The sequence below is a fragment of the Streptomyces sp. NPDC001970 genome, from assembly GCF_053594115.1.
In genome coordinates this window covers 153328-177783 of record NZ_JBSFDW010000010.1, presented here as the reverse complement: position 1 = coordinate 177783, position 24456 = coordinate 153328, and the positions used below count along the sequence as shown (strand labels likewise).

General features: G+C 70.9%; 25 protein-coding genes. 1 reads left to right on the top strand and 24 read right to left on the bottom strand.

Annotated features, from left to right (window positions below):
- Positions 1–150: 150 nt before the first annotated feature.
- The 12 genes from coaBC to pyrR all read right to left on the bottom strand — a co-directional run bounded on the left by coaBC (position 151) and on the right by pyrR (position 13147).
- Positions 151–1353, bottom strand: coding sequence for a bifunctional phosphopantothenoylcysteine decarboxylase/phosphopantothenate--cysteine ligase CoaBC (gene coaBC / locus ACWCP0_RS15580; protein WP_451079322.1), 1203 nt, complete (start codon positions 1351–1353; stop codon positions 151–153).
- A gap of 91 nt (positions 1354–1444) precedes the next feature.
- Positions 1445–1717 carry a DNA-directed RNA polymerase subunit omega gene (rpoZ, locus tag ACWCP0_RS15575; RefSeq protein ID WP_005319902.1) on the bottom strand — a complete coding sequence of 91 codons (273 nt, stop codon included), beginning with the start codon at positions 1715–1717 and terminating at the stop codon, positions 1445–1447.
- Between the two features lie 29 nt (positions 1718–1746).
- Positions 1747–2310, bottom strand: coding sequence for a guanylate kinase (gene gmk / locus ACWCP0_RS15570; protein ID WP_351224255.1), 564 nt, complete (start codon positions 2308–2310; stop codon positions 1747–1749).
- Positions 2311–2347: 37 nt separating this feature from the next.
- Positions 2348–2671 carry an integration host factor gene (locus ACWCP0_RS15565; protein WP_026246651.1) on the bottom strand — a complete coding sequence of 108 codons (324 nt, stop codon included), beginning with the start codon at positions 2669–2671 and terminating at the stop codon, positions 2348–2350.
- Between the two features lie 266 nt (positions 2672–2937).
- Positions 2938–3828: an orotidine-5'-phosphate decarboxylase gene (gene pyrF / locus ACWCP0_RS15560; protein WP_451079321.1), complete on the bottom strand. Its 891-nt coding sequence runs from the start codon at positions 3826–3828 to the stop codon at positions 2938–2940.
- Positions 3825–4934: a quinone-dependent dihydroorotate dehydrogenase gene (locus tag ACWCP0_RS15555; RefSeq protein ID WP_451079320.1), complete on the bottom strand. Its 1110-nt coding sequence runs from the start codon at positions 4932–4934 to the stop codon at positions 3825–3827. The genes pyrF and ACWCP0_RS15555 overlap by 4 nt, the downstream gene beginning before the upstream one ends.
- 85 nt (positions 4935–5019) lie before the next feature.
- A complete protein-coding gene (carB, locus tag ACWCP0_RS15550) occupies positions 5020–8328 on the bottom strand; it encodes a carbamoyl-phosphate synthase large subunit (protein WP_451079319.1) in 3309 nt (1102 codons plus the stop codon).
- Positions 8321–9460, bottom strand: a complete 1140-nt coding sequence (gene carA, locus ACWCP0_RS15545; protein WP_451079318.1) for a glutamine-hydrolyzing carbamoyl-phosphate synthase small subunit — start codon at positions 9458–9460, stop codon at positions 8321–8323. The genes carB and carA overlap by 8 nt, the downstream gene beginning before the upstream one ends.
- On the bottom strand, positions 9457–10110 hold the full coding sequence (locus ACWCP0_RS15540; RefSeq protein ID WP_451079317.1) for a PH-like domain-containing protein: 654 nt from the start codon (positions 10108–10110) through the stop codon (positions 9457–9459). Before ACWCP0_RS15540 ends, carA begins: the two co-directional genes overlap by 4 nt.
- Complete coding sequence (locus ACWCP0_RS15535) at positions 10107–11393, bottom strand: dihydroorotase (RefSeq protein ID WP_451079316.1); 1287 nt, start codon at positions 11391–11393, stop codon at positions 10107–10109. The genes ACWCP0_RS15540 and ACWCP0_RS15535 overlap by 4 nt, the downstream gene beginning before the upstream one ends.
- Before the next feature lie 2 nt (positions 11394–11395).
- Entirely contained in the window at positions 11396–12376 is a 981-nt protein-coding gene (locus tag ACWCP0_RS15530) for an aspartate carbamoyltransferase catalytic subunit (RefSeq protein ID WP_451079315.1), read from the bottom strand.
- Between the two features lie 156 nt (positions 12377–12532).
- A complete protein-coding gene (gene pyrR / locus ACWCP0_RS15525; RefSeq protein ID WP_451079314.1) occupies positions 12533–13147 on the bottom strand; it encodes a bifunctional pyr operon transcriptional regulator/uracil phosphoribosyltransferase PyrR in 615 nt (204 codons plus the stop codon).
- Between the two features lie 219 nt (positions 13148–13366).
- On the opposite strand from pyrR, the gene bldD reads away from it, so the two are divergent.
- The gene (gene bldD / locus ACWCP0_RS15520; RefSeq protein ID WP_030607052.1) at positions 13367–13867 is read left to right on the top strand and encodes a transcriptional regulator BldD; all 501 of its coding nucleotides are present in this window, start codon (positions 13367–13369) and stop codon (positions 13865–13867) included.
- Positions 13868–14190: 323 nt separating this feature from the next.
- Here bldD and nusB read toward each other — a convergent pair whose 3' ends face one another.
- From nusB to ruvX, 12 genes are all read right to left on the bottom strand, one after another.
- The gene (gene nusB / locus ACWCP0_RS15515) at positions 14191–14634 is read right to left on the bottom strand and encodes a transcription antitermination factor NusB (protein ID WP_451079313.1); all 444 of its coding nucleotides are present in this window, start codon (positions 14632–14634) and stop codon (positions 14191–14193) included.
- A gap of 2 nt (positions 14635–14636) precedes the next feature.
- The gene (gene efp, locus ACWCP0_RS15510) at positions 14637–15203 is read right to left on the bottom strand and encodes an elongation factor P (RefSeq protein WP_451079312.1); all 567 of its coding nucleotides are present in this window, start codon (positions 15201–15203) and stop codon (positions 14637–14639) included.
- A gap of 71 nt (positions 15204–15274) precedes the next feature.
- On the bottom strand, positions 15275–16390 hold the full coding sequence (locus tag ACWCP0_RS15505; protein WP_451079311.1) for an aminopeptidase P family protein: 1116 nt from the start codon (positions 16388–16390) through the stop codon (positions 15275–15277).
- Between the two features lie 316 nt (positions 16391–16706).
- A complete protein-coding gene (locus ACWCP0_RS15500; protein WP_451079310.1) occupies positions 16707–17549 on the bottom strand; it encodes a Pro-rich N-terminal domain-containing protein in 843 nt (280 codons plus the stop codon).
- A gap of 133 nt (positions 17550–17682) precedes the next feature.
- Positions 17683–18123 carry a type II 3-dehydroquinate dehydratase gene (gene aroQ / locus ACWCP0_RS15495; protein ID WP_451079309.1) on the bottom strand — a complete coding sequence of 147 codons (441 nt, stop codon included), beginning with the start codon at positions 18121–18123 and terminating at the stop codon, positions 17683–17685.
- Positions 18120–19214 (bottom strand): 3-dehydroquinate synthase, encoded by a 1095-nt coding sequence (aroB, locus tag ACWCP0_RS15490; protein ID WP_451079308.1) that lies wholly within the window; start codon positions 19212–19214, stop codon positions 18120–18122. The genes aroQ and aroB overlap by 4 nt, the downstream gene beginning before the upstream one ends.
- The gene (locus ACWCP0_RS15485; protein WP_451079358.1) at positions 19211–19693 is read right to left on the bottom strand and encodes a shikimate kinase; all 483 of its coding nucleotides are present in this window, start codon (positions 19691–19693) and stop codon (positions 19211–19213) included. The genes aroB and ACWCP0_RS15485 overlap by 4 nt, the downstream gene beginning before the upstream one ends.
- Before the next feature lie 29 nt (positions 19694–19722).
- On the bottom strand, positions 19723–20907 hold the full coding sequence (gene aroC / locus ACWCP0_RS15480; protein WP_451079307.1) for a chorismate synthase: 1185 nt from the start codon (positions 20905–20907) through the stop codon (positions 19723–19725).
- Positions 20908–21046: 139 nt separating this feature from the next.
- A complete protein-coding gene (locus tag ACWCP0_RS15475; protein WP_451079306.1) occupies positions 21047–21193 on the bottom strand; it encodes a hypothetical protein in 147 nt (48 codons plus the stop codon).
- 67 nt (positions 21194–21260) lie between these two features.
- A complete protein-coding gene (locus ACWCP0_RS15470) occupies positions 21261–22088 on the bottom strand; it encodes a shikimate dehydrogenase (RefSeq protein WP_451079305.1) in 828 nt (275 codons plus the stop codon).
- The gene (mltG, locus tag ACWCP0_RS15465; RefSeq protein ID WP_451079304.1) at positions 22085–23890 is read right to left on the bottom strand and encodes an endolytic transglycosylase MltG; all 1806 of its coding nucleotides are present in this window, start codon (positions 23888–23890) and stop codon (positions 22085–22087) included. Before mltG ends, ACWCP0_RS15470 begins: the two co-directional genes overlap by 4 nt.
- Before the next feature lie 101 nt (positions 23891–23991).
- Positions 23992–24456 (bottom strand): Holliday junction resolvase RuvX, encoded by a 465-nt coding sequence (gene ruvX, locus ACWCP0_RS15460; RefSeq protein ID WP_451079303.1) that lies wholly within the window; start codon positions 24454–24456, stop codon positions 23992–23994.

Here is a 24456-nt window from a genome sequence, read left to right as displayed (position 1 = left end):
ATGGCCGGTTCTCCGCGGATTCTGGCGGCATCGCCGGGGCGAATGAGAGATGCGTCCTGAATTCACCCGGACGCCGACCGGCTCGTCGTGTGCGCGCAGTGTCACACACCCGGGACCGGGAGTGTCAGGGCCGCACCCGCGACCGGGGCGTCAGGCCAGCCGGGGGGCGACCAGGTCCCACACGGTGTCCGCGAGAGCTTCCTTCGGGCCGTACGGCACGGGCGTCTCGCTGCCGTCCGCCCCGAGGACCACGGCCTCGTTCTCCTCGGAGCCGAAGGTCTTGCGCTCCCCCACCTCGTTGACGACGAGCAGGTCGCAGCCCTTGCGGCGCAGCTTGTCGCGGCCGTTGGCGAGGGCGTCGTCGGTCTCGGCGGCGAAGCCGACGATCACCTGTCCCGGCTGGGCCCGGTCGGCGGAGATCTCGGCGAGGATGTCCGGGTTGCGCACCAGAACGATCGGCGCGGGCTCCTGGCCGTCCTTCTTCTTGATCTTGCCTTCGGCGTACGTCGCCGGCCGGAAGTCCGCGACGGCCGCGGCCATGACCACCGCGTCGGCGTCGGATGCCGCCTTGAGCACGGCCTCACGCAGCTGCACGGCGGTGCCGACGCGGACCACGTCGACCCCGGCGGGGTCGGCCATGCCGGTGTTGGCCTCGATCAGCGTCACCCGGGCGCCGCGGGCCGCGGCCGTACGCGCCAGCGCGTAGCCCTGCTTGCCGGAGGAGCGGTTGCCCAGGTAGCGCACCGGGTCGAGGGGCTCGCGGGTGCCGCCCGCGCTGATCACGACATGACGGCCGGCCAGGTCGGGCACGGCGGCGCCGCGGGCCAGCACGCGGCGGCAGACCTCGAAGATCTCGCCCGGGTCGGGCAGCCGCCCCTTGCCGGTGTCGACGCCCGTGAGCCGGCCGACGGCGGGCTCGATGACGACGGCGCCGCGCCGGCGCAGCGTCGCGACGTTCTCCTGGGTGGCCGGGTGCTCCCACATCTCGGTGTGCATCGCGGGCGCGAAAACGACCGGGCAGCGGGCGGTGAGCAGGGTGTTGGTGAGGAGGTCGTCGGCGAGGCCGTGCGCGGCCTTGGCGAGCATGTCGGCTGTGGCCGGGGCGACGACGACGAGATCGGCGCCCTGTCCGATCCGTACGTGCGGGACCTCGTGGACGTCCGTCCAGACCTCGGTGGACACCGGGTGCCCGGACAGGGCGGACCAGGTCGGTGCGCCGACGAAATGCAGCGCGGACGCGGTGGGCACGACGCGTACGTCATGACCCGACTCGGTCAGCCGCCGCAGCAGCTCGCACGCCTTGTACGCGGCGATACCACCGCTGACCCCCAGAACGACCTTCGGCTTGTCCACGAACGACCACTCCCGCACTCGACTCGGTATCCATGACACACCACAGGCCCGGCGGACGCTCCGCCGGGCCTGGACTGACGTGCTGTGGCGACTACTGCGCCGGGCCCTCGATGGCCTCGGAGGTCAGCAGACCCGCGTTGATCTCGCGCAGGGCGATCGAGAGCGGCTTCTCGTGGACATGGGTGTCAACGAGCGGACCGACGTACTCGAGCAGACCCTCGCCGAGCTGCGAGTAGTACGCGTTGATCTGACGCGCGCGCTTGGCCGCGTAGATCACGAGGCTGTACTTCGAGTCCGTGGCCTCGAGCAGCTCGTCGATCGGCGGGTTGATGATGCCCTCGGGCGCGGTGATGGAAGAGGACACGCTCTACCTTCCGAAAGGTGGGAAAAAGATCAAACAACTTCCATCAAGGCTAGCAGCTCACGTGCTACGTCCTCGACGGAGGTGTTGACCAGGGTGATGTCGAACTCCGATTCGGCGGCGAGTTCGACCTTGGCGGCCTCGAGGCGGCGTTCGATGACGTCGGGTGCCTCGGTGCCGCGACCGGTGAGCCGGCGGACCAGCTCGTCCCAGCTGGGTGGCGCCAGGAAGACGAGCTGGGACTCCGGCATGGACTCCTTGACCTGCCGCGCGCCCTGGAGGTCGATCTCCAGCAGCACGGGCTCCCCGGCCTCGAGTCGCTCAAGAACCGCTCGGCGGGGAGTGCCGTAGCGATTGCCCGCGAATTCTGCCCATTCCAGGAGCTCACCGTTGGCGACCAGCTTGTCGAACTCCTCGTCGGTGACGAAGAAGTACTGGACGCCGTGACGCTCGCCGGGGCGCGGCTTTCGGGTGGTGGCCGACACCGAGAGCCAGACCTCGGGGTGGACCTTGCGCATATGGGCGACGACCGTGCTCTTGCCCACCCCGGAGGGGCCGGAGAGCACGGTCAGCCGCGGACGTACCTCTGCTGCCATGCAGCGATTATTCCAGTTTCCCGGCAGTGCCCCGGACTCAGGCGCCGGTGCTGCCGAACTCGCGCTCGAGAGAGGCGATCTGGTTGGAGCCGAGTCCTCGCACGCGGCGGCTCTCGGAGATGCCGAGCCGCTCCATGATCTGCTTGGCGCGGACCTTGCCCACGCCGGGGAGGGACTCGAGCAGGGCGGAGACCTTCATCTTGCCGATGACGTCGTTCTCCTGGCCCTGCTTGATCACCTCGTGGAGGGAGGCGCCGGAGTGCTTGAGTCGATTCTTGACCTCGGCCCGCTCCCGGCGAGCCGCGGCGGCCTTTTCGAGCGCGGCTGCGCGCTGTTCAGGGGTAAGGGGCGGAAGAGCCACGCCTACGTCACCTCGGATGTCGAACTGTCGGATACGGACCGGTGAGGAACCTAGTCGCCCCACACCAGGCGAGCAACGATGCAACGCATTGCATCGGTGACTCTCGACGGAGACTAGCGGCCGAGACCGCTCCAGTCAGCGAGAACAGCGGAAAAGTCCTGGTCAGCATCCGCCGACCTGGATATTCCAGACATACCGACCGGGTTTCTGTCAAGAAAAATTTCGTGTGAGGCCCAAGTAGTTGCCCCGGGTTCCCTTCCGGCGGGTCAGCCCGAGACGCCCTGGACCCCCGCGACCGCCACCCGCACCTCGTCGGCGAAGCGCGTCGCGGCCTCCCGCAGCGCCGCGACGTCCGGGCCGTGCCGCAGCACGCCGCGGCTCACGCTCGGTACGACGTTCCCGACCGCCGCGCCGAAGACGCCCGGCAGGTCCGCCGGGGTCGCGCCCTGGGCACCGATGCCCGGGGCGAGGAGCGGACCGTTGATGCCGAGGTCGACGCCCGCGTCGCCGAGCGTCGCCCCGACGACGGCGCCCACCGAGCCCATCGGCGAGGCACCCGCGTTCTCGTCGGCCATGTGGTTCAGCATGAGCTGGGCGAGCGAGACACCCCCGGCCGCGGTGGACCGCTGCACCTCGGCGCCCTCGGGATTGGAGGTGAGCGCCAGGACGAACACCCCGCAGCCGTTGAGCACGGCCGCGTCCAGGGCCGGCCGCAGCGAGCCGAAGCCCAGGTAGGGGCTGACGGTGACGGCGTCGGAGAACAGCGGGCTGCGCGGGTCGAGGTAGGTCGCGGCATACGCGCCCATGGTCGAGCCGATGTCACCCCGCTTGGCGTCCATCAGCACCAGGGCGCCGGCGGCCCGTGCCTCCGCGACGGCCTGCTCCAGGACCGCGATGCCGCGCGAGCCGAAGCGCTCGAAGAAGGCCGACTGCGGCTTGAGGACGGCGACGCGGTCGGCGAGCGCCTCCACGACCGTGCGCGTGAAGCGCTCCAGGCCCGCGACGTCGTCGTCCAGGCCCCACGCGGTGAGCAGCGACGCGTGCGGGTCGATGCCGACGCAGAGCGGCCCGCGCGTGTCCATCGCGTGGCGCAGGCGCGCACCGAACGGCTCGGGAGTGTCGCACATCAGGTTTCCTCCGTGGATGTTCGCGCTCATGCCCGGGGCTTCGGGGCCTCGGCCCCGACGGCCTCGGCGAGGGTGGCGTACGGGCTGGCTGCCAGGCGCGCGGCGAGGCCCTGGTGGATCGCGCGGGCGTAGAAGGGGCCCTCGTAGACGAAGGCGCTGTAACCCTGGACGAGCGTGGCGCCGGCGAGGATGCGCTGCCAGGCGTCCTCGGCGTTCTCGATGCCACCGACGCCGACGAGTGTGATGCGGTCGCCGACGCGACCGTACAGGCGGCGCAGCACCTCCAGCGAGCGCCCCTTGACGGGGGCGCCGGACAGTCCGCCGGTCTCCTTGATCAGCGCAGGGTCGGACTTCAGGCCGAGCCCTTCGCGGGCGATCGTCGTGTTGGTGGCGATGATGCCGTCGAGGCCCAGTTCGACGGCCAGGTCGGCGACGGCGTCTACGTCCTCGCCGGCCAGGTCCGGCGCGATCTTGACGAGGAGCGGGACGCGGCGGCCGGACACGCTGCGGTCGGCTGCCTCGCGCACCGCGGCGAGCAGCGGCCGCAGTGCCTCCGTGGCCTGGAGGTTCCGCAGCCCGGGCGTGTTCGGCGAGGAGACGTTGACGACGAGGTAGTCGGCGTGGCGGGCGAGCCGCTCGGTCGACGCCACGTAGTCGCGGACGGCCTCCTCCTCCGGGACGACCTTGGTCTTGCCGATGTTGACGCCGACGACCGTCCTGAAGATCTCGCGGCGGGCCCCGAGCCGGGCCGCGACCGCGGCGGAGCCCTCGTTGTTGAATCCCATGCGGTTGATCAGCGCACGGTCCGGTACGAGGCGGAAGAGCCGCTTCTTGGGGTTGCCCGGTTGCGGCTGCGCCGTGACCGTACCGATCTCGACGTGGTCGAAGCCGAGCATCGCCATGCCGTCGATGGCGACGGCGTTCTTGTCGAAGCCGGCGGCGAGGCCGAACGGGCCGTGCATGCGCAGGCCGAGCGCCTCGGTGCGCAGCTCCTTGTGGCGGGGCGCGAGCACGACGGCGACGAGCGTGCGCAGCACGGGGATGCGGACCGCGAGGCGGATCCAGCGGAAGGCCAGGTAGTGGGCCTCTTCCGGGTCCATGTGCCTGAAGACGAGGTGGAAGAAGAGTTTGTACATACGGGTGTCCTCATGCTGTGTTTTCCGGGGGACGCCCCCAGACCCACGAGGGGGACACCGCTCCCGGTGTCCCCCTCGTGGGCTGCTAGTCGCGGGCCGCGGTCAGGTGTTCCGCGTGTTCCTGGAGCGAACGGACGCCCACTCCGCCGTGGTTGAGCGCGTCGATGCCCTGGACCGCGGCGGCGAGCGCCTGGACCGTCGTCAGGCAGGGGACGCTCCGCGCCACCGCCGCCGTGCGGATGTCGTAGCCGTCGAGGCGGCCGCCGGTGCCGTACGGGGTGTTGACGATGAGGTCGACCTGGCCGTCGTGGATGAGCTGGACGATGGTCTTCTCGCCGTTCGGGCCCTCGCCCTCGGACTGCTTGCGCACGACGGTGGCGTTGATGCCGTTGCGCTTGAGCACCTCGGCGGTGCCGGAGGTGGCGAGCAGCTCGAAGCCGTGGGCGACCAGCTCGCGCGCCGGGAAGATCATCGAGCGCTTGTCGCGGTTGGCGACGGAGATGAAGGCGCGGCCCTTGGTGGGCAGCGGACCGTAGGCCCCCGCCTGCGACTTGGCGTACGCGGTGCCGAAGACCGAGTCGATGCCCATGACCTCGCCGGTCGACCGCATCTCCGGGCCGAGGACGGTGTCGACGCCGCGTCCGTGGATGTCGCGGAAGCGGCTCCACGGCATCACGGCCTCCTTGACGGAGATCGGGGCGTCCATCGGCAGCGTGCCGCCGTCGCCGACAGCGGGCAGCAGGCCCTCCTCACGCAGCTCCGCGATGGTGGCGCCGAGCGAGATCCTGGCGGCGGCCTTCGCGAGCGGCACGGCGGTCGCCTTCGAGGTGAAGGGCACGGTGCGGGAGGCGCGCGGGTTGGCCTCCAGCACGTACAGGATGTCGCCGGCCATCGCGAACTGGATGTTGATCAGTCCGCGGACCCCGACCCCGCGTGCGATGGCCTCGGTCGAGGCGCGCAGCCGCTTGATGTCGAAGCCGCCGAGCGTGATCGGGGGCAGGGCGCAGGCCGAGTCGCCGGAGTGGATGCCGGCCTCCTCGATGTGCTCCATGACGCCGCCGAGGTAGAGCTCGGTGCCGTCGTAGAGCGCGTCGACGTCGATCTCGATCGCGTCGTCGAGGAAGCGGTCGACGAGGACGGGCCGGTCGGGGCCGATCTCGGTGGACTCGGCGATGTACGTCCGGAGCCGGGTCTCCTCGTACACGATCTCCATGCCGCGGCCGCCGAGCACGTACGACGGGCGTACGAGGACGGGGTAGCCGATCTCGTCGGCGATGGCCTTGGCCTCCGCGAAGGTGGTCGCGGTGCCGTGCTTGGGCGCCGGGAGGCCGGCGTCGGCGAGGACGCGGCCGAAGGCGCCGCGGTCCTCCGCGGCGTGGATCGCCTCGGGGGACGTGCCCACGACGGGGACGCCGTTGTCCTTGAGCGCCTGCGACAGGCCCAGCGGGGTCTGGCCGCCGAGCTGGACGACGACACCGGCGACGGGGCCGGCGAGCGTCTCGGCGTGGACGATCTCCAGCACGTCCTCGAGCGTCAGCGGCTCGAAGTACAGGCGGTCGGAGGTGTCGTAGTCCGTCGAGACGGTCTCGGGGTTGCAGTTGACCATCACGGTCTCGTAGCCCGCGTCGCTGAGCGCGAAGGAGGCGTGGACGCAGGAGTAGTCGAACTCGATGCCCTGGCCGATCCGGTTCGGGCCGGAGCCCAGGATGATGACCGCGGGCTTCTCGCGAGGGGCGACCTCGCTCTCCTCGTCGTACGAGGAGTAGAAGTACGGGGTGTTCGCGGCGAACTCTGCGGCGCAGGTGTCGACCGTCTTGTAGACCGGGCGGACGCCGAGGGCGTGCCGGACCTCGCGGACGACGTCCTCGCGCAGGCCCCGGATCGCGGCGATCTGGGCGTCGGAGAAGCCGTGGCGCTTGGCTTCGGCGAGCAGTTCGGGGTCGAGCTTCTCGGCGGCGGCGAGATCGTCCGCGATCTCCTTGATCAGGAAGAGCTGGTCCACGAACCACGGGTCGATCTTCGTGGCGTCGAAGACCTCCTCCTGGGTGGCTCCGGCGCGGACGGCCTGCATGACGGTGTTGATCCGGCCGTCGGTGGGGCGGGCGGACTCGCGCAGCAGCTCGTCCTTGTCGCCGACCGGGCCGGTGAAGTCGAACTGCGAGCCCTTCTTCTCCAGGGAGCGCAGGGCCTTCTGCAGCGCCTCGGTGAAGTTGCGGCCGATGGCCATGGCCTCGCCGACCGACTTCATGGTGGTGGTGAGGGTGTTGTCGGCGGACGGGAACTTCTCGAAGGCGAAGCGCGGGGCCTTCACCACCACGTAGTCGAGCGTCGGCTCGAAGGAGGCCGGCGTCTTCTCGGTGATGTCGTTGGGGATCTCGTCCAGCGTGTAGCCGACGGCGAGCTTCGCGGCGATCTTCGCGATCGGGAAGCCAGTGGCCTTCGACGCCAGCGCGGAGGAGCGCGAGACGCGCGGGTTCATCTCGATGACGATGATGCGGCCGTCGTCCGGGTCGACCGCGAACTGGATGTTGCAGCCGCCGGTGTCGACGCCGACCTCGCGGATGATCGCGATGCCGATGTCACGCAGCCGCTGGTACTCGCGGTCGGTGAGCGTCATGGCCGGGGCGACGGTGATCGAGTCACCGGTGTGCACGCCCATCGGGTCGAAGTTCTCGATGGAGCAGACGACCACGACGTTGTCGTGCTTGTCGCGCATCAGCTCCAGCTCGTACTCCTTCCAGCCGAGGATGGACTCCTCCAGGAGCACCTCGGTGGTCGGGGAGAGCGTCAGGCCCTGCCCCGCGATACGGCGCAGCTCCTCCTCGTCGTGCGCGAAGCCGGAGCCGGCGCCGCCCATGGTGAAGGAGGGGCGGACGACGACGGGGTAGCCGCCGAGGGTCTCGACGCCCTTGATGACGTCGTCCATGGAGTGGCAGATGACCGAGCGGGCGGACTCGCCGTGGCCGATCTTCTCCCGTACCGCCTCGACGACCTCCTTGAAGAGCTCGCGGTCCTCGCCCTTGTTGATGGCTTCGACATTGGCGCCGATGAGCTCGACGCCGTACTTCTCCAGCACACCCTGCTCGTGCATGGAGATGGCGGTGTTGAGCGCCGTCTGGCCGCCGAGGGTGGGCAGGAGCGCGTCGGGCCGCTCCTTGGCGATGATCTTCTCGACGAACTCGGGTGTGATCGGCTCGACGTACGTGGCGTCGGCGATCTCCGGGTCGGTCATGATCGTCGCCGGGTTGGAGTTCACCAGGATGACGCGCAGGCCCTCGGACTTGAGGACCCGGCAGGCCTGGGTTCCGGAGTAGTCGAACTCGGCGGCCTGGCCGATGACGATCGGGCCGGAGCCGATGACCAGGACGGACTGGATATCGGTGCGCTTAGGCACGCTGGCCCTCCATCAGGGAAACGAAGCGGTCGAACAGGTACGCGGCGTCGTGCGGGCCCGCGGCCGCCTCCGGGTGGTACTGGACGCTGAAGGCCGGCCGGTCGAGGAGCTGGAGGCCCTCCACCACGTTGTCGTTCAGGCAGACGTGGGAGACCTCGGCGCGGCCGTAGGGGGTCTCGGAGACCGTGTCGAGCGGGGCGTCGACGGCGAAGCCGTGGTTGTGCGCGGTGACCTCGACCTTGCCGGTCGTACGGTCCTGCACGGGCTGGTTGATGCCGCGGTGGCCGTACTTGAGCTTGTACGTGCCGAAGCCGAGCGCCCGGCCGAGGATCTGGTTGCCGAAGCAGATGCCGAACAGCGGCGTGCTGCGCTCCAGGACGGCCTGCATGACGGAGACGGCGTGGTCCGCGGTGGCCGGGTCGCCCGGACCGTTGGAGAAGAAGACCCCGTCGGGACCGACGGCGTAGACGTCGTCGGCGGTGGCGGTGGCGGGCAGGACGTGCACCTCGATGCCGCGCTCGGCCATCCGGTGCGGGGTCATGCCCTTGATGCCGAGGTCGACGGCGGCGACGGTGAACTTCTTCTCGCCGATGGCCGGGACGACGTAGGCCTCCTTGGTGGCGACCTCCGCCGACAGGTCCGCGCCCTTCATCTCGGGCGACTGGCGCACCTCGGCCAGCATCGTGCCCTCGTCGGGCAGCGCGTTGCCGGAGAAGATGCCGACGCGCATGGCGCCGCGCTCACGCAGATGGCGGGTGAGGGCGCGGGTGTCGACGCCGCTGATGCCGACGACGCCCTGGTGCCTCAGCTCCTCGTCGAGCGTGCGCCTGGCGCGCCAGTTGGACGGGACGCGCGCGGGGTCGCGGACGACATAGCCGGACACCCAGATACGGGAGGACTCGGGGTCCTCGTCGTTGACGCCGGTGTTGCCGACGTGCGGGGCGGTCATCACCACGACCTGGCGGTGGTACGACGGGTCGGTGAGGGTCTCCTGGTAGCCGGTCATGCCGGTGGAGAACACGGCCTCGCCGAAGGTCACCCCCACGGCCCCGTAGGCGCGTCCGCGGAAGGTGCGGCCGTCCTCCAGGACGAGTACTGCGGGAACGCGGGTTCCCCGGGTGGAGGTCGTCATCGTGCGGCGCCTTCCGTCGAGTCGGTCGTGATCATGGAGTTGACGGCCTCGACCCAGGCGGCGTGCTCGGCCGCGTGGTCGGAGCGGAAGCCGGAGTCGATCTGCCGGTCGCCGTGCGCCCAGGTGACGATCAGCAGTCCGCCCTCGGCGAGGACCTTTCCGGCGATGCCCTTGTCGAGGCGGGCCTCGCGCAGGGCCGCGGCCGGGATGAAGAAGTCGGTGGCCCCGGGACGTACGACGTCGATTCCGGCGTCGGTGAGCGTCAGCTCGACGCGGCTGCGGGTGCCGAGGCCGCGGGCGACGATGCGGTCGAGCCACTGCCCGGCGGTCGTCGAGCCGTGGTAGCGGCCGGTGAGGCTCAGCTTCGGCCCGCCCGGCGCGTCGGGCGTGTCGGGCGCGTCGGGCATACCAGGCAGTGGCGGCTTGCCGCCTCCGTTGAGGGTGGCGGTGGGAGACGGGCGGGACGGCAGCTCGGGCAGGCCCGACTGGAGCTCGCCGCGCCACTTCCAGCCCTGGCGCATCAGCCAGTAGACGAGGGCGATGAAGAGCAGCAGCCCGGCCACCCAGCCGAGGCGGGCGGCCCAGTCGGTCACCTCCGCCGACTGCTTCTCCGAGGCCTCGGCGGCGAGGTTGATCAGTGCAGGTGTCACGCCAGCTTCCCGTCCATGAGCGTCGCCCGGCCCCGCAGGAAGGTGTGAGTGACGCGACCCGGCAGCTCGCGGCCCTCGTAGGGGGTGTTGCGGCTGCGGGAGGCGAAGCCCGCGGGGTCCACGGTTCCACGGTATGCCTGATCGACCAGGGTGAGGTTGGCGGGCTCACCAGCCGAGACGGGACGGCCGTGGCCCTCGGCCCGGCCGATCCGCGCGGGCGCGAAGGACATGCGGTCGGCGACGCCCTCCCAGGTCAGCAGGCCGGTCTCGACCATCGTCTGCTGGACGACGGACAGGGCGGTCTCCAGGCCGACCATCCCCATGGCGGCCGCGGCCCACTCGCAGTCCTTGTCCTCGTGCGGGTGCGGGGCGTGGTCGGTGGCGACGATGTCGATCGTGCCGTCGGCGAGCGCCTCGCGCAGCGCCATGACGTCGCGCTCGGTGCGCAGCGGCGGGTTCACCTTGTAGACCGGGTCGTACGTACGGACCAGCTCGTCGGTGAGGAGGAGGTGGTGCGGGGTGACCTCGGCGGTGACGTCGATGCCGCGGGACTTGGCCCAGCGGACGATCTCGACGGACCCGGCGGTCGACAGGTGGCAGATGTGGACGCGGGAGCCCACGTGCTCGGCGAGGAGGACGTCGCGGGCGATGATCGACTCCTCGGCGACGGCGGGCCAGCCGCCGAGGCCCAGCTCCGCGGAGACGACGCCCTCGTTCATCTGGGCGCCCTCGGTCAGCCGCGGCTCCTGGGCGTGCTGGGCGACGACGCCGCCGAAGGCCTTCACGTACTCCAGCGCGCGGCGCATGATCACCGCGTCGTCGACGCACTTGCCGTCGTCGGAGAAGACGGTGACCCCGGCGGCGGAGTCGTGCATGGCGCCGAGCTCGGCGAGCTTCTTGCCCTCCAGGCCGACGGTGACGGCGCCGATGGGCTGGACGTCGCAGTAGCCGTGCTCCTTGCCGAGGCGCCAGACCTGCTCGACGACGCCGGCGGTGTCGGCCACGGGGAAGGTGTTGGCCATGGCGAACACGGCCGTGTAGCCGCCGCTCGCGGCCGCGCGCGTACCGGTGAGGACGGTCTCGGAGTCCTCGCGGCCCGGTTCGCGCAGGTGGGTGTGCAGGTCGACCAGGCCGGGGAGCAGGATCTTGCCCTCGGCCCCGACGACCGTGGCGTCGCCGGCCTCGAGATTTTCACCCACCTGGGCGATGGTCTCTCCGTCGATCATGACGTCCTGCGGGTCGCCGCCGAGCACCTTCGCGCCACGAATCAGGATCTTGCTCATCTTTACTGGTTCTCCTCGGTGCGCGAGTTGGTGACGGCAGGTTCGTTTCCGCCGAGCAGCAGGTAGAGGACGGCCATGCGGATGCTGACGCCGTTGGCGACCTGCTCGACGGCGGTGCAGCGGTCGGAGTCGGCGACCTCGGCGGTGATCTCCATGCCGCGGTTCATCGGGCCGGGGTGCATCACGACGGCGTGCTCCGGCATCCGGGCCATCCGCTCGCCGTCCAGGCCGTAGCGGCGCGAGTACTCGCGCTCGGTCGGGAAGAATGCGGCGTTCATCCGCTCGCGCTGCACACGCAGCATCATCACGGCGTCGGACTTCGGCAGTACGTCGTCGAGGCCGTACGACACGTCGCACGGCCAGGTCTCTACGCCGACCGGCACCAGGGTGGGCGGGGCCACCAGGGTGACGTGGGCGCCGAGCGTGGTGAGCAGAAGGACGTTGGACCGGGCGACGCGGCTGTGCAGGACGTCGCCGACGATCGTGATGCGGCGCCCTTCGAGGTCGCGCCCTGTCCCGGCGTCCCGGCCGACGAGGCGGCGGCGCATGGTGAAGGCGTCGAGCAGGGCCTGGGTGGGGTGCTCGTGGGTGCCGTCGCCCGCGTTGACGACGGCTCCGTCGATCCAGCCGGAGTTCGCGAGCCGGTAGGGGGCGCCGGAGGCGTGGTGGCGGATCACGACGGCGTCGGCGCCCATCGCCTCCAGGGTGAGCGCGGTGTCCTTGAGGGACTCTCCCTTGGAGACGGACGAGCCCTTGGCCGAGAAGTTGATGACGTCGGCGGAGAGGCGCTTGGCGGCGGCCTCGAAGGAGATCCGGGTGCGGGTGGAGTCCTCGAAGAAGAGGTTGACGACGGTACGGCCGCGCAGGGTGGGCAGCTTCTTGATCGGCCGGTCGGCGACCCGGGCCATCTCCTCGGCGGTGTCGAGGATGAGGATGGCGTCGTCGCGGGTGAGGTCGGCGGCCGAGATGAGGTGGCGCTTCATCTGGGTGTGCTCCGATGTGTGGCGGTTTGCGGGGCATGCGGGCGTGCAGGCACGGGCCCGTAGGGCTTCGGTTCCGGGCCTCGGCTTCGGCTCCGGCCGCCGCCTGTTGGCGTCGCGGCTTCGGTCGGGGCCTTGCCTCGGAAGGCCGTACGGGTGCTACTGCTCGCCGGCCGGGGCGGTCTCGCTCCCCCAGACTTCGTCCGGGGGCACCCCCATCTCGCTCCGCTCGCCGAGCAGCACGGTGTCGCGACCGTCCTCCTCGGCGAGCAGGACCTTGACCGTCTCCCGCAACGACGTGGGGAGGTTCTTGCCGACGTAGTCGGCGCGAATGGGCAGTTCACGATGGCCGCGGTCGACGAGGACCGCGAGCTGGACGGCGCGCGGGCGGCCGATGTCGTTCAGCGCGTCGAGTGCGGCGCGGATGGTGCGGCCGGAGAAGAGCACGTCGTCGACGAGGACGACCAGACGGCCGTCGATGCCGTCGGCCGGAATGTCCGTGCGCGCGAGGGCGCGGGCGGGACGGAGCCGCAGGTCGTCGCGGTACATGGTGATGTCGAGGGAGCCGACCGGGATCGTGCGGCCGGTGATCTCCGCGAGCTTGTCGGCGAGCCTGCGGGCAAGATAGACCCCGCGTGTCGGGATACCGAGGAGCACCACGTCCTCGGCGCCCTTCGCGCGCTCGACGATCTCGTGGGCGATGCGGGTCAGTACCCGCGCGATGTCGGGGCCCTCAAGGACAGGGCGTGCGACATCGGGGTTGTGCGTGTCCATACGAAACGGACCTCCTTCTCCGCCTCACGGGACGGACCTTAAAGGACGTCGGATTTGCGCCGTCCACGGTACCAGGGTCCCGCCCGGCCCCTGGCCACACCCTCGGGAGAGTCGTACGGACCATTCGGCTTGACGCAGCCAAGTAACGCTGCGTAACCTCACAGTGAGTGACCAGCCGCGCGGCGGAGCCGCACGTCGATAGAGTGTCCGGGGAGCTATATGTCCAGCGAATACGCAAAACAGCTCGGGGCCAAGCTCCGCGCCATCCGTACCCAGCAGGGGCTCTCGCTCCACGGGGTGGAGGAGAAGTCCCAGGGCCGCTGGAAGGCCGTCGTCGTCGGGTCGTACGAGCGCGGGGACCGTGCCGTGACCGTGCAGCGCCTCGCCGAGCTGGCCGACTTCTACGGGGTCCCGGTTCAGGAGCTGCTCCCGGGCACCACGCCCGGCGGTGCCGCTGAGCCGCCGCCCAAGCTCGTTCTGGACCTGGAGCGCCTCGCCCATGTCCCCGCGGAGAAGGCCGGCCCGCTGCAGCGTTACGCGGCGACGATCCAGAGCCAGCGCGGAGACTACAACGGCAAGGTGCTCTCGATCCGCCAGGACGACCTGCGCACGCTCGCCGTCATCTACGACCAGTCGCCCTCGGTCCTCACCGAGCAGCTGATCAGCTGGGGCGTGCTGGACGCGGACGCACGTCGTGCGGTCGCGCACGAGGAGAGCTGACGCCACACCAGCAGAAACGTGCCGCCGGGCCGGGGGGAAGCAACGCTGCCCCTGGCCCGCGGCCGTTTCGGAGGCGGGAGACCCCGCCTGGCCACCGTGCCCGCCGGGCGGCCGCCCCGGCCCGTCCGCCCTTCGACGACGGGGACACCGGCCCACTCGACAGGTGAAGCACGCCTCGGGTCCGCCCGGAGCTCGAGGACGGACACCCGGTGCGCCGAGGCACGGGCACTACGCCCCCGCCGCGGGGATGCACGTAAAAGGCCCGCAGCGCATGCGCTGCGGGCCTTCGTGGCTGAGCCGTGGCCGAGGCCTGAGCCCGGCGCTCAGGCCTCGGCGTCGGCGTCGCGACGCAGGCCCGGCTTCAGGTCCTTGAAGCGGCCCAGGAGGCCGTTCACGAAGGACGGGGAGTCGTCCGTGGAGAACTCCTTGGCGAGCTGCACCGCCTCGTCGATCACCACCGCGTCGGGAGTCTCGTCCACCCACACCAGCTCGTACGTGCCGAGCCGCAGGATGTTGCGGTCGACGACGGGCATGCGGTCGAGCGTCCAGCCGACCGCGTAGGTGGCGATGAGCTCGTCGATGCGGGCCGCATGCTTCGCGTAGCCCTCGACCAGCTCCATCGTGTACTCGGTGACCGGCGGCTGACGATCGTCGGTCCGCGCGTGCCGGATCCAGTCGGCGAGGACCGTCTGCACGGAGGCTCCGCGCTGGTCGGCCTCGAACAGGATCTGGAAGGCGCGCTTGCGCGCCTTGTTGCGGGCAGCCACGGTTAGCTGTTCACCCGGCCGAGGTAGTCGCCGGAACGGGTGTCGACCTTGATCTTCTCACCGGTGGTGATGAAGAGCGGGACCTGGATGGTGTAGCCGGTCTCCAGGGTGGCCGGCTTGGTGCCACCGGTGGAGCGGTCGCCCTGGACGCCCGGCTCGGTCTCCTGGATGACCAGCTCGACGGCGGCCGGGAGCTCGACGTAGAGCACCTCGCCCTCGTGGGTGGCGACGGTGGCGGTGAAGCCCTCGATGAGGAAGTTCGCGGCGTCGCCGACGGCGGTGCGCGCGACGTGCAGCTGGTCGTACGTCTGCATGTCCATGAAGACGAAGTATTCGCCGTCCATGTACGAGAACTGCATGTCGCGGCGGTCGACGGTGGCCGTCTCGACCTTCACACCGGCGTTGAACGTCTTGTCGACGATCTTGCCGGACAGCACGTTCTTGAGCTTGGTGCGCACGAAGGCAGGGCCCTTGCCGGGCTTGACGTGCTGGAACTCGACGACGGACCACAGCTGGTCGTTGTCGAGCTTGAGCACCATGCCGTTCTTGAGGTCGTTCGTGGAAGCCACGGTTGCGGAATCTCCTGGACTGACGCTGGTGGACGACCGAGGAGATGCGTAGGTACGCGCTGCCGGCTCGGCTAGAGCGCGAGCAGCTCCTTGGTCGTGATGGTGAGTAGCTCGGGTCCGCCGTCCGCCTCCTGGCGCACGACGAGCGTGTCATCGATCCGGACCCCGCCCCGGCCCGGGAGGTGGACCCCCGGTTCGACGGTGACCGGCACACAAGCGTCCAGTTTACCCATGGCCGCAGGTGTCAGCTGCGGGTCCTCGTCGATTTCGAGCCCGACGCCGTGCCCGGTCGAGGGTGGGAGGCCGTGGCCGTGGCCGGCGGAGTCCAGCACCTGACGGGCGGCGCGGTCGACCTCGCGGTACTCCGTGCCGGGGACCAGGGCTTCGCGGCCGGCCCGCTGAGCGGCGAAGACGAGGTCGTACAGCTCGATCTGCCAGTCGGCCGGGGTGGTTCCGATGACGAAGGTGCGACCGATCTCGCAGCGGTAGCCGCGGTAGTTGGCGCCGAGGCAGACGGCGAGGAAATCACCTTCCTCGACACGGCGGTCGGAGGGGCGGTGGCCGCTGAGTCCGGCGTTGGGTCCGGTGGCGACGGAGGTGCGGAAGGCCGGGCCGTCGGCCCCGTGGTCGACGAGCCGGCGCTCCAGCTCCAGGGCGAGATGGCGCTCGGTGCGGCCGACGAGGATGGATTCGAGCAGTTCACCGAGGGCTTGGTCGGTGATCTCGGCGGCGATGCGGATGCAGGCGATCTCGTCCTCGTCCTTGACCATCCGCTGCTGCTCGACGGCGCCACCGAGGTCGCAGAAGCGCAGGTGCGGGGCGACCGAGCCGAGGGCGCGGTGGCGGGCGACGGTGAGATGGTGCTCCTCGACGGCGAGGGAGTCCGCTCCGCCGGCTCCGGCGGCCTGGGCTGCGGCGACGGCCGCGTCGCCTCCGTGGTTGGGCAGCACGGTCTGCTGCAGCCGTTCGTCGAGCCTGCCGTGCGCGGGGTCGCCGGTGGGCGGGCTCGGGCAGAGCAGGGTGTCGGCGGCCGGCCCTCCGGGGCCCAGCAGCAGTACGGCACCGGGCGGCGCGGCGCCCGCGAGATAGCGGACGTTTGCAGGGCGGGACACCAGGGCCGCTGAGCTGCCGACGGCCGCGAAGCGGTCCCGCAGCAACCCGCGTCGGGCAGCGAACACCTCGGACATGACACGAGCCTAAGAGCGGCGAGCGAATTCGGCCGGTCGAGCGCGTCCGTGCGGGGTGTCGGGGCCCGGAGCGCCGCCCCCCGCCCCCGGGTACGCCCTGCGGGCGGGGGACCCGAGGCGGGACGGACGGAACCGTCCGGGGTCCCTCGTGTCCGTCCTCGAACGCCGCACCGGCCCGATGCACGGGCGGAGCCCGCCCGGAAGGCCCGCACGTCCGTCCGCAGCGGCCGGACGGGCTGGAAATGTGCCCAGAAATGTGCCCCAGCACACCGCTGCAACGGCCGGACGGGCTGGAACCGGACGGGCCGGAATACGACTACCAGGCCGGTGGGCTCGCGATCGAGCGGGCGAGGACGTCGTCGAGGATGCGGGCCGTCGTCTCGACGTCGTACTTGGAGTTGTCGATGATCGGGAGGCCCGAGCCGTACCAGCCGGCCATACGGCCGTGGATGCCGGCGACCTCCTCGTCGGAGAGGCGGCGGTTGCCGCTGCGCTCGGCGTTCCGCTCCAGGACGACCTCGAGTCCGGGAAGGAGGACGACCGGCAGCAGGCCGGGGCCCACATGGCGTTTCCACCCGCCGAGGCCGACGACCGGGCGGTCGGGGAAGACCGCGTCGTCGAGGATGCAGGAGATGCCGTTGGCCAGGAAGTTGCGGGCGGCGAATCCGCAGGTGCGGCGCGCGAGGCGGTACTGGGCCTCGGACCGGTCGTTCCAGCCGGACTGGGGGTCGGCGAAGCCCGAGCAGACCCATTCGCGGACGTCGTCCAGGCTGATGTGTGCGGTGGGGACACGGCGGGCGGAGGCCCAGTGGCGGGCCACGGTGGTCTTGCCCGCGCCTGCCGGGCCTATGAGGAGCACCGCGAGCGTGGCGGTGCCGGTCCCGCTCTCGGCTGGAGGCGTGGGGGTCCCCCCGGGCGAAGCCATGGGGGAGGGTAGGGGAACGGGTCCGCCCGGGGGCAGCTGCACGTGCCCCGTGGTGTCACGGGAGGGTGGCGCGGCGGCGTGGTGCGGGGCGGGACCGGTCCAGCCGTGGGCGGACGGGCCCTGCGGCGGTGGTGGCGGTGGCGGGACGGGGTGCCGGCCCCGATGCTCCCACCCGGCCGCCGGCCCCTGCCCGGGTCCCTGGGGCGGCAGCGGACCACCCGCTCCGTGCTGCATCCGGTGCCACTCCGTCTCGTGCGACTTCACGCTGGTCGGGCGGCAGTTGACCGGCCCGTACCGAACGGTACCCTCCCCGGCCGCCACAGTGGGAACGGCCGGGGCCGGTACGCAGTGCCCCGTCGAGGCCTGTTCAGCCCTCGACTTCGTCGGCGAGCGCCCGCAGGGCCAGCCGGTACGAGCCGATCCCGAAGCCCGCGACCGTTCCGGAGGCGACAGCCGCGACCACCGAAGTGTGGCGGAATTCCTCCCGTGCGTACGGATTCGAGATGTGCACCTCGATGAGCGGCGCGGTCCGCTGGGCCGCCGCGTCGCGCATCGCGTACGAGTAGTGCGTGAACGCACCGGGGTTGAGAACGACCGGGAGCGAGCCGTCCGCCGCCTCGTGGAGCCAGCGGACCATCTCCCCCTCGTCGTTCGTCTCGCGGACGTCGACGTCGAAGCCGAGCTCCTTGCCCAGCGACCGGCAGGCGTCCACCAGTCCCGCGTACGACGTGGCACCGTACACATCGGGCTCCCGCGAGCCGAGCCGCCCGAGGTTGGGGCCGTTCAGCACCAGGACGCGACGGGTCATGCGGACACCTCGCCGAACGCGGCGAGCAGGACCGCCGGGTCGGGGCCCTCCAGGACGGTCGGCTTGCCGAGGCCGTCGAGCACGATGAAGCGCAGCAGATCGCCGCGGGACTTCTTGTCGACCTTCATGGTCTCCAGGAGCTTCGGCCACTGGTCGCCGCGGTACGTCAGCGGCAGTCCGACCGACTCCAGGACCGTGCGGTGCCGCTCGGCGGTGGCGTCGTCCAACCGCCCGGCGAGGCGGCCGAGTTCGGCGGCGAAGACCATGCCGACGGAGACGGCGGCACCGTGCCGCCACTTGTAGCGCTCGTTCTTCTCGATGGCATGCGCCAGCGTGTGACCGTAGTTGAGGATCTCGCGCAGGCCCGATTCCTTGAGGTCGCTGGAGACGACCTCGGCCTTGACCCGGATGGAACGCTCGATCAGCTCGGCGGTGCGCGGCCCGGACGGCGTGCGGGCGGCCTCCGGATCGGCCTCGATCAGGTCGAGGATCACCGGGTCCGCGATGAAGCCGGCCTTGATGATCTCGGCCAGGCCGCTGACGTAGTCGTTCACCGGCAGGGAATCCAGGGCGACCAGGTCGCACAGCACACCCGCCGGTGGGTGGAAGGCGCCGACGAGGTTCTTGCCCTCGGCGGTGTTGATGCCGGTCTTGCCGCCGACGGCCGCGTCGACCATGGCGAGGACCGTGGTCGGGATCGCGATCCAGCGGACTCCGCGCAGCCACGACGCCGCGACGAAGCCGGCGAGGTCGGTGGTCGCCCCGCCGCCGATGCCCACGATGACGTCGGTACGGGTGAAGCCGGTCTGGCCGAGCGCCTTCCAGCAGTACGCCGCGACCTCGACGGTCTTGGCCTCCTCGGCGTTCGGCACCTGGATCGCGACGGCCTCGTACCCCTGGTCGGCGAGGTCCTGGCGGACCGCGTCACCGGTATCGGCGAGCGCCTCGGGATGGATGACGGCGACGCGCCTGGCCCTGGGCCCGATCAGCCCGGGGAGCTCGCCGAGCAGCTGCCGGCCGACGAGCACCTCGTACGGGTCGGTGCCCGCTGTGCCGCCGACCTGGATACGGGTGGCTGACTGCTCGGTCATGCGTCCTTCAACTCCAAGGCGTCGAGGACCGCCTGGGCGACCTCTTCGGGGGTGCGGTCGTCGGTGGCGACGACGACGCGCGCGACTTCGGTGTACAGATGGCGGCGGGCCTCCATCAGCTCGCGCCACTGGCGGCGCGGGTTGACGGCGAGCAGGGGGCGGGCCGTGTTGAGTCCGACGCGGCGCACGGCCTCCTCGACGTCCATCGAGAGATAGACGACGGTCAGCCCGGACAGCAGCTCACGGGTGCCCTCGTCGAGGATCGCGCCGCCGCCCAGGGACAGGATGCCCGTGTGCCCGGCGACCGCGGCCCGTACCGCCGCGCGCTCCAGTTCGCGGAAGTACGGCTCGCCCTCCTCGATGAAGATGTCCGAGATCTCACGGCCCTGCGCGGCGACAATGTCCGCGTCGGTGTCCCGGTAGCCGGCGCCGAGGCGCTCGGCCAGCAGGGCGCCGACGGTGGACTTGCCGACGCCCATCGGCCCGATCAGAACGACCTGCGGTCCGGTCACCGGATGGCCAGGTTCTCGAGGTACGACTGCACGTTGCGGCGGGTCTCGGGGACGCTGTCGCCGCCGAACTTCTCGGCGACGGCGTCGGCGACGACGAGCGCGACCATGGCCTCGGCGACGACGCCGGCGGCCGGCACGGCGCACACGTCCGAGCGCTGGTGGTGCGCGGCCGCGGCCTCGCCGGTGGCGACGTCGACGGTCTTGAGGGCCCGCGGCACGGTCGCGATCGGCTTCATCGCCGCACGGACGCGCAGCAGCTCACCGGTGGTCAGTCCGCCCTCGGTGCCGCCGGAGCGGCCGGAGGTACGCCTGATGCCGTCCTCCGTGGTCACGATCTCGTCGTGCGCCTGGGAGCCGGGCACACGGGCCAGCTCGAAGCCGTCGCCGACCTCGACGCCCTTGATGGCCTGGATGCCCATGAGGGCGGCCGCGAGGCGCGCGTCGAGGCGCCGGTCCCAGTGGACGTGGGAGCCGAGGCCCACGGGCACGCCGTACGCGAGCACCTCGACGACGCCGCCGAGGGTGTCGCCGTCCTTGTGGGCCTGGTCGATCTCGGCGACCATCGCCTTCGAGGCGTCGGCGTCCAGGCAGCGGACCGGGTCGGCGTCGAGCCTCTCGACATCGGCCGGGGTCGGGTACACGCCGTAGGGCGCCTTGGCCGCGGCGAGCTCGATGACGTGCGAGACGATCTCGATGCCCGCGGTCTCCTTCAGGTAGGAGCGGGCGACGGCGCCGAGGGCGACACGGGCGGCGGTCTCGCGGGCGCTCGCGCGCTCCAGGATCGGCCGGGCCTCGTCGAAGCCGTACTTCTGCATGCCGGCGAGGTCGGCGTGGCCGGGCCGGGGCCGGGTCAGCGGGGCGTTGCGGGCCAGTTCGGCGAGCTCGGCCGGGTCGACCGGATCGGCCGCCATGACCTTCTCCCACTTCGGCCATTCGGTGTTGCCGACCATGATCGCGACCGGCGAGCCCATCGTCAGCCCGTGCCGCACACCACCCAGGAAAGTGACCTCGTCACGCTCGAACTTCATCCGTGCACCGCGTCCATAGCCGAGGCGCCGCCGGGCGAGGTGGTCCGCCACCATCTCCGTGGTGATCGGGACACCGGCGGGAAGACCCTCCAGCGTCGCCACCAGTGCGGGTCCGTGCGACTCCCCCGCGGTCAGCCAGCGCAACCTGCTCAACGGTGCTCCTCATGCTCGCGCCTGGAACTGCGACGGCGCGACCTGGGGGTGCCTCCCAGCGAGAGCCGGGGGGAGCGCGGCCCTGGTCCGCCACCCCCGATCCTCCCATGTCCGGAGGCCTTCTCTGATCGCGGTCCAGCTATCGGACGCCCGAGTCCCCCGGAGGCACGGCTCCGTCGCCGGCCCGCGCGGCACGCACCATGCCCAGCAGCCGATGCACCCCCACCGTCACGAGGACGAGCAGGAAGAGCGCGAGGACGATGTTCTCCAGCCACTCGGGCAGCAAGCGTACGAACAGCGTGGCGAGCCACTGCTCCAGTCCGCGGCGAGCGGCGCTCCGACGCCAGGTGCGCTCACCCTTCGGCCGATGCCCGCTCAGCGGCGGCCCGCATCACGGCGAGCGGGGCCGGGCCGACGCCGGTCATCTGTTCCACCTGCAGCGCGGCCTGGTGCACCAGCAGGTCGAGGCCGCCGACGACCCCGCCGCCCTGCTCGGCCCAAGCTGCCGCGAGCGGGGTCGGCCAGGGGTCGTAGAGCACGTCGAAGAGGGTGCCGGGGCGGTCGGGGATGTACGGGACGAGGGGATCCGTCGCCCCGGCGGGGGTGGTGGCGATGACGAGGGGCGCGTCGAACGCATGGCCCGCCTCGGCCCAGTCGGCGGTGTGCACCTCGACGCCGAGTCGTGCGCCCCAGCCGCGCATCTCCTCGGCGCGCGTGTGCGTCCGTACGTAGGCGGTGACAGGCCCGGTGCAGATCCGGGACAGCGCGGCGAGGGCGGAGGACGCGGTCGCGCCGGCGCCGAGGACGGCGGCGTGGTCCACCTTCTCCACACCGTGCTCACGAAGCGCGGCGATCATGCCGGGGATGTCCGTGTTGTCGCCGATACGGCGGCCGTCCTCCGCAAAGACGACCGTGTTGACGGCCTCGACGGCGGCGGCGGTGTCGCTGACCTCGTCGAGCAGCGGGATGATCGCCCGCTTGAGCGGCATGGTCAGGGACAGGCCGGCCCAGGAGTCGTCGAGTTCGTTCATGAAGCCCGGCAGATCCGTCTCGTCCACCTCGAACCGGTCGTAGGACCGGTCCGTGAGGCCGAGCGCCTCGTAGGCGGCGCGGTGCAGCACCGGGGAGAGGGAGTGGGCGATGGGCGATCCGAGCACCGCTGCCCTGCGTCGAGTACTCACTGGCCGGACTTCTTTCGTTCCTGCTCGTACTTCTGGCGGTTGCGCTCGTGCTCCGCGTTGGTGACCGCGAACAGGGTCTCTTCCTCGGTGATCGACACGAAGTAGTACCAAGGACCGGGCGTCGGCTTGAGGGCTGAGGCGAGTGCGGCCGCGCCGGGGTTGCCGATGGGGCCGGGGGGCAGACCCTTGATGTAGTACGTGTTGTACGGGTGTTTGAACGTGCGCAGGTCCTTGACCGCGCCCGTGTCCAGGGTACTTTCGCTCTTCGCGTAGTTGACCGTGGAGTCGAAGTCGAGCAGACCGTACGTCTCCGTGTTGGCCGGCTTGAGCCGGTTGTAGACGACCCTCGAGACCTTGTCGAAGTCGTGCTTGTACTTGCCTTCCGCCTGGACCAGGCTCGCCACCGTGATGAGTTCCAGCGGCGATTTCAGACCGAGTTTCGCGGCCTCGGCCTTGAGGTCCTTCTTGCCGTACTCCTGATTGGCGCGGGCGACCATGGCCTTGAGGACGACCTCGGGCTTGCTGCCCTTGGCGACCGGATAGGCGGCCGGGAAGAGGAATCCTTCCAGCGGGTCCTTGATGTCCGGGTTGCTGTTCGCCCAGTCGGGCAGGCCGAGCTTCTTCGCCTGTTCCTTCGCGACCTTCTCGGTGGTGCCCTTGTCGATCTCGAGCCGGGTGTCGATCTGCTCGTAGACCCAGGTGTTCCGCTTCCCCTCGGGAATGGTCAGGGTATTGCGGCTGTCGGGATTGAGCATGGCCTCTACGGCGTTCGCCGCCGACATTTCCTTCTTGAGGATGTAGACGCCCGCCTGGATCTTCTTCCCGTTGGGGTTCTTCGCCTGCGCGGCGATGAACGCGTCGACGCTCTTCACGACGCCGGCCGCCTTGAGGGCATTGCCGATGGTGGCTCCGGTCGCTCCCTGCGGGATCTCGACCTGGACAGTGCCGTTGCCCTCACCCGCGAAGTCGGGCGCCGCGCCGAAGCGGTCCTGCCAGAACTGGTAACCGGCATAGCCGAGGCCGCCCGCACCGCCCACCAGGACGACGGTGACGAAGAGGCACGCGACGCCGCTGCGGCCCTTCTTCTGCTTCTTGGAACCGCCGCGGCCGTCACGACCGCCGCCACGGCGGGAGGCACTCCGCTCGTCGTCGTAGCCGGAGTCGTCGTCCGGGCCGTCGTCGCCGGTGAAGAAGGGGTGGGTCTCCTCCTCCTGCTCGGCGTCCCAGTCGGTCTCGGGCTCCCGCCGCGGTGCCGTACGGCGACCGGGGGGCTGGGGCGGCGGGTAGGCCTCGGAGGTGCCGTACATGTCGGGGGCCTGGCCACCGTACGGCGCGCCCTGGGGCTCGTACGGCATCGCGGGCTGCGGCCCGGTGTCCCAGCCGCCCGCACCGTACTGCTGGTTGCCGTACTGCTGGTCGGTGTACTGCTGGCCGGTGTACTGCTGGGAGCCGTCGTAGGGCTGCTGCTGGTACTGCTGCGGACCGCCGTAGTGCTGGGGTCCGCCGCCGTACTGCTGCTGGTGCTGCTGGTGCTGGTGCTGGTGCTGGTGCTGGTCACCGTACGGCTGCTGGTACGGGTCCTGGTGGCCGCCGCCGTACTGCTCCGGCTGCTGCTGCGGGTACGGCTGCTGCGCCTGCTGCTGCGGGTACGGCTGCCGCGGCTGATTCGGATGCGGCTGCTGGGCACCGTACGGGTCGACATGGCCCTCCGGGCCCTGCCGACCTCTCCATCCCTGGTCCCCGTACAACGGGTCCTCGGGATGCCACGGTTCGGAGCCGGAGCCCCGGCCATAATCAGTCATCGATCCCCAAACAGCCGCGAGGCGACCCGACGGTCCGCCTCTACGTCGTGCGGCAGCTGTTCGAACGCCGCCGCGTCGGGCGGAACGTTACCGTATCGCGATCAGATGACCACTTCGACGCACTCGCCGGGCGGATTATCAGATACCCGTTCGGACTCAAGAGCGTTTTGGAGGATGATCACAGCGGCTGCCTGGTCGATGACGGACCGGCCTTTCTTGGACTTCACGCCCGACGCCCGCAATCCCTGACTGGCCGTCACCGTGGTCATCCGCTCGTCCACGAGCCGCACCGGCACCGGCGCGATACCGCGTGCCAGCTCCTGGGCGAAGGCCCGGACCTTCGCCGCCGCCGGGCCCTCGCCGCCGCTGAGCGAGCGGGGCAGGCCGACGACGACCTCGAGCGGCTTGTACTCCTCGACGAGCAGGCGCAGCCGACGGTGGGCGGCCGGGACGTCACGTCCCGGCACGGTCTCCACCGGTGTGGCGAGGACCCCGTCGGGGTCGCACGAGGCGACCCCGATCCGGGCGTCCCCGACGTCGATCGCAAGACGACGTCCTCTGCGCAT

Coding starts and splice junctions, on each gene's coding strand:
- gmk (WP_351224255.1), bottom strand. CDS start 2,310: ATGGCAGCAGAGGTACGTCCGCGGCTGACCGTGCTCTCCGGCCCCTCC.
- pyrF (WP_451079321.1), bottom strand. CDS start 3,828: ATGAGCGCGAACATCCACGGAGGAAACCTGATGTGCGACACTCCCGAG.
- ACWCP0_RS15555 (WP_451079320.1), bottom strand. CDS start 4,934: ATGTACAAACTCTTCTTCCACCTCGTCTTCAGGCACATGGACCCGGAA.
- carA (WP_451079318.1), bottom strand. CDS start 9,460: ATGACGACCTCCACCCGGGGAACCCGCGTTCCCGCAGTACTCGTCCTG.
- ACWCP0_RS15535 (WP_451079316.1), bottom strand. CDS start 11,393: ATGAGCAAGATCCTGATTCGTGGCGCGAAGGTGCTCGGCGGCGACCCG.
- ACWCP0_RS15530 (WP_451079315.1), bottom strand. CDS start 12,376: ATGAAGCGCCACCTCATCTCGGCCGCCGACCTCACCCGCGACGACGCC.
- pyrR (WP_451079314.1), bottom strand. CDS start 13,147: ATGGACACGCACAACCCCGATGTCGCACGCCCTGTCCTTGAGGGCCCC.
- bldD (WP_030607052.1), top strand. CDS start 13,367: ATGTCCAGCGAATACGCAAAACAGCTCGGGGCCAAGCTCCGCGCCATC.
- ACWCP0_RS15505 (WP_451079311.1), bottom strand. CDS start 16,390: ATGTCCGAGGTGTTCGCTGCCCGACGCGGGTTGCTGCGGGACCGCTTC.
- ACWCP0_RS15500 (WP_451079310.1), bottom strand. CDS start 17,549: ATGCAGCACGGAGCGGGTGGTCCGCTGCCGCCCCAGGGACCCGGGCAG.
- aroQ (WP_451079309.1), bottom strand. CDS start 18,123: ATGACCCGTCGCGTCCTGGTGCTGAACGGCCCCAACCTCGGGCGGCTC.
- aroB (WP_451079308.1), bottom strand. CDS start 19,214: ATGACCGAGCAGTCAGCCACCCGTATCCAGGTCGGCGGCACAGCGGGC.
- ACWCP0_RS15485 (WP_451079358.1), bottom strand. CDS start 19,693: ATGGGCGTCGGCAAGTCCACCGTCGGCGCCCTGCTGGCCGAGCGCCTC.
- mltG (WP_451079304.1), bottom strand. CDS start 23,890: ATGACTGATTATGGCCGGGGCTCCGGCTCCGAACCGTGGCATCCCGAG.
- ruvX (WP_451079303.1), bottom strand. CDS start 24,456: ATGCGCAGAGGACGTCGTCTTGCGATCGACGTCGGGGACGCCCGGATC.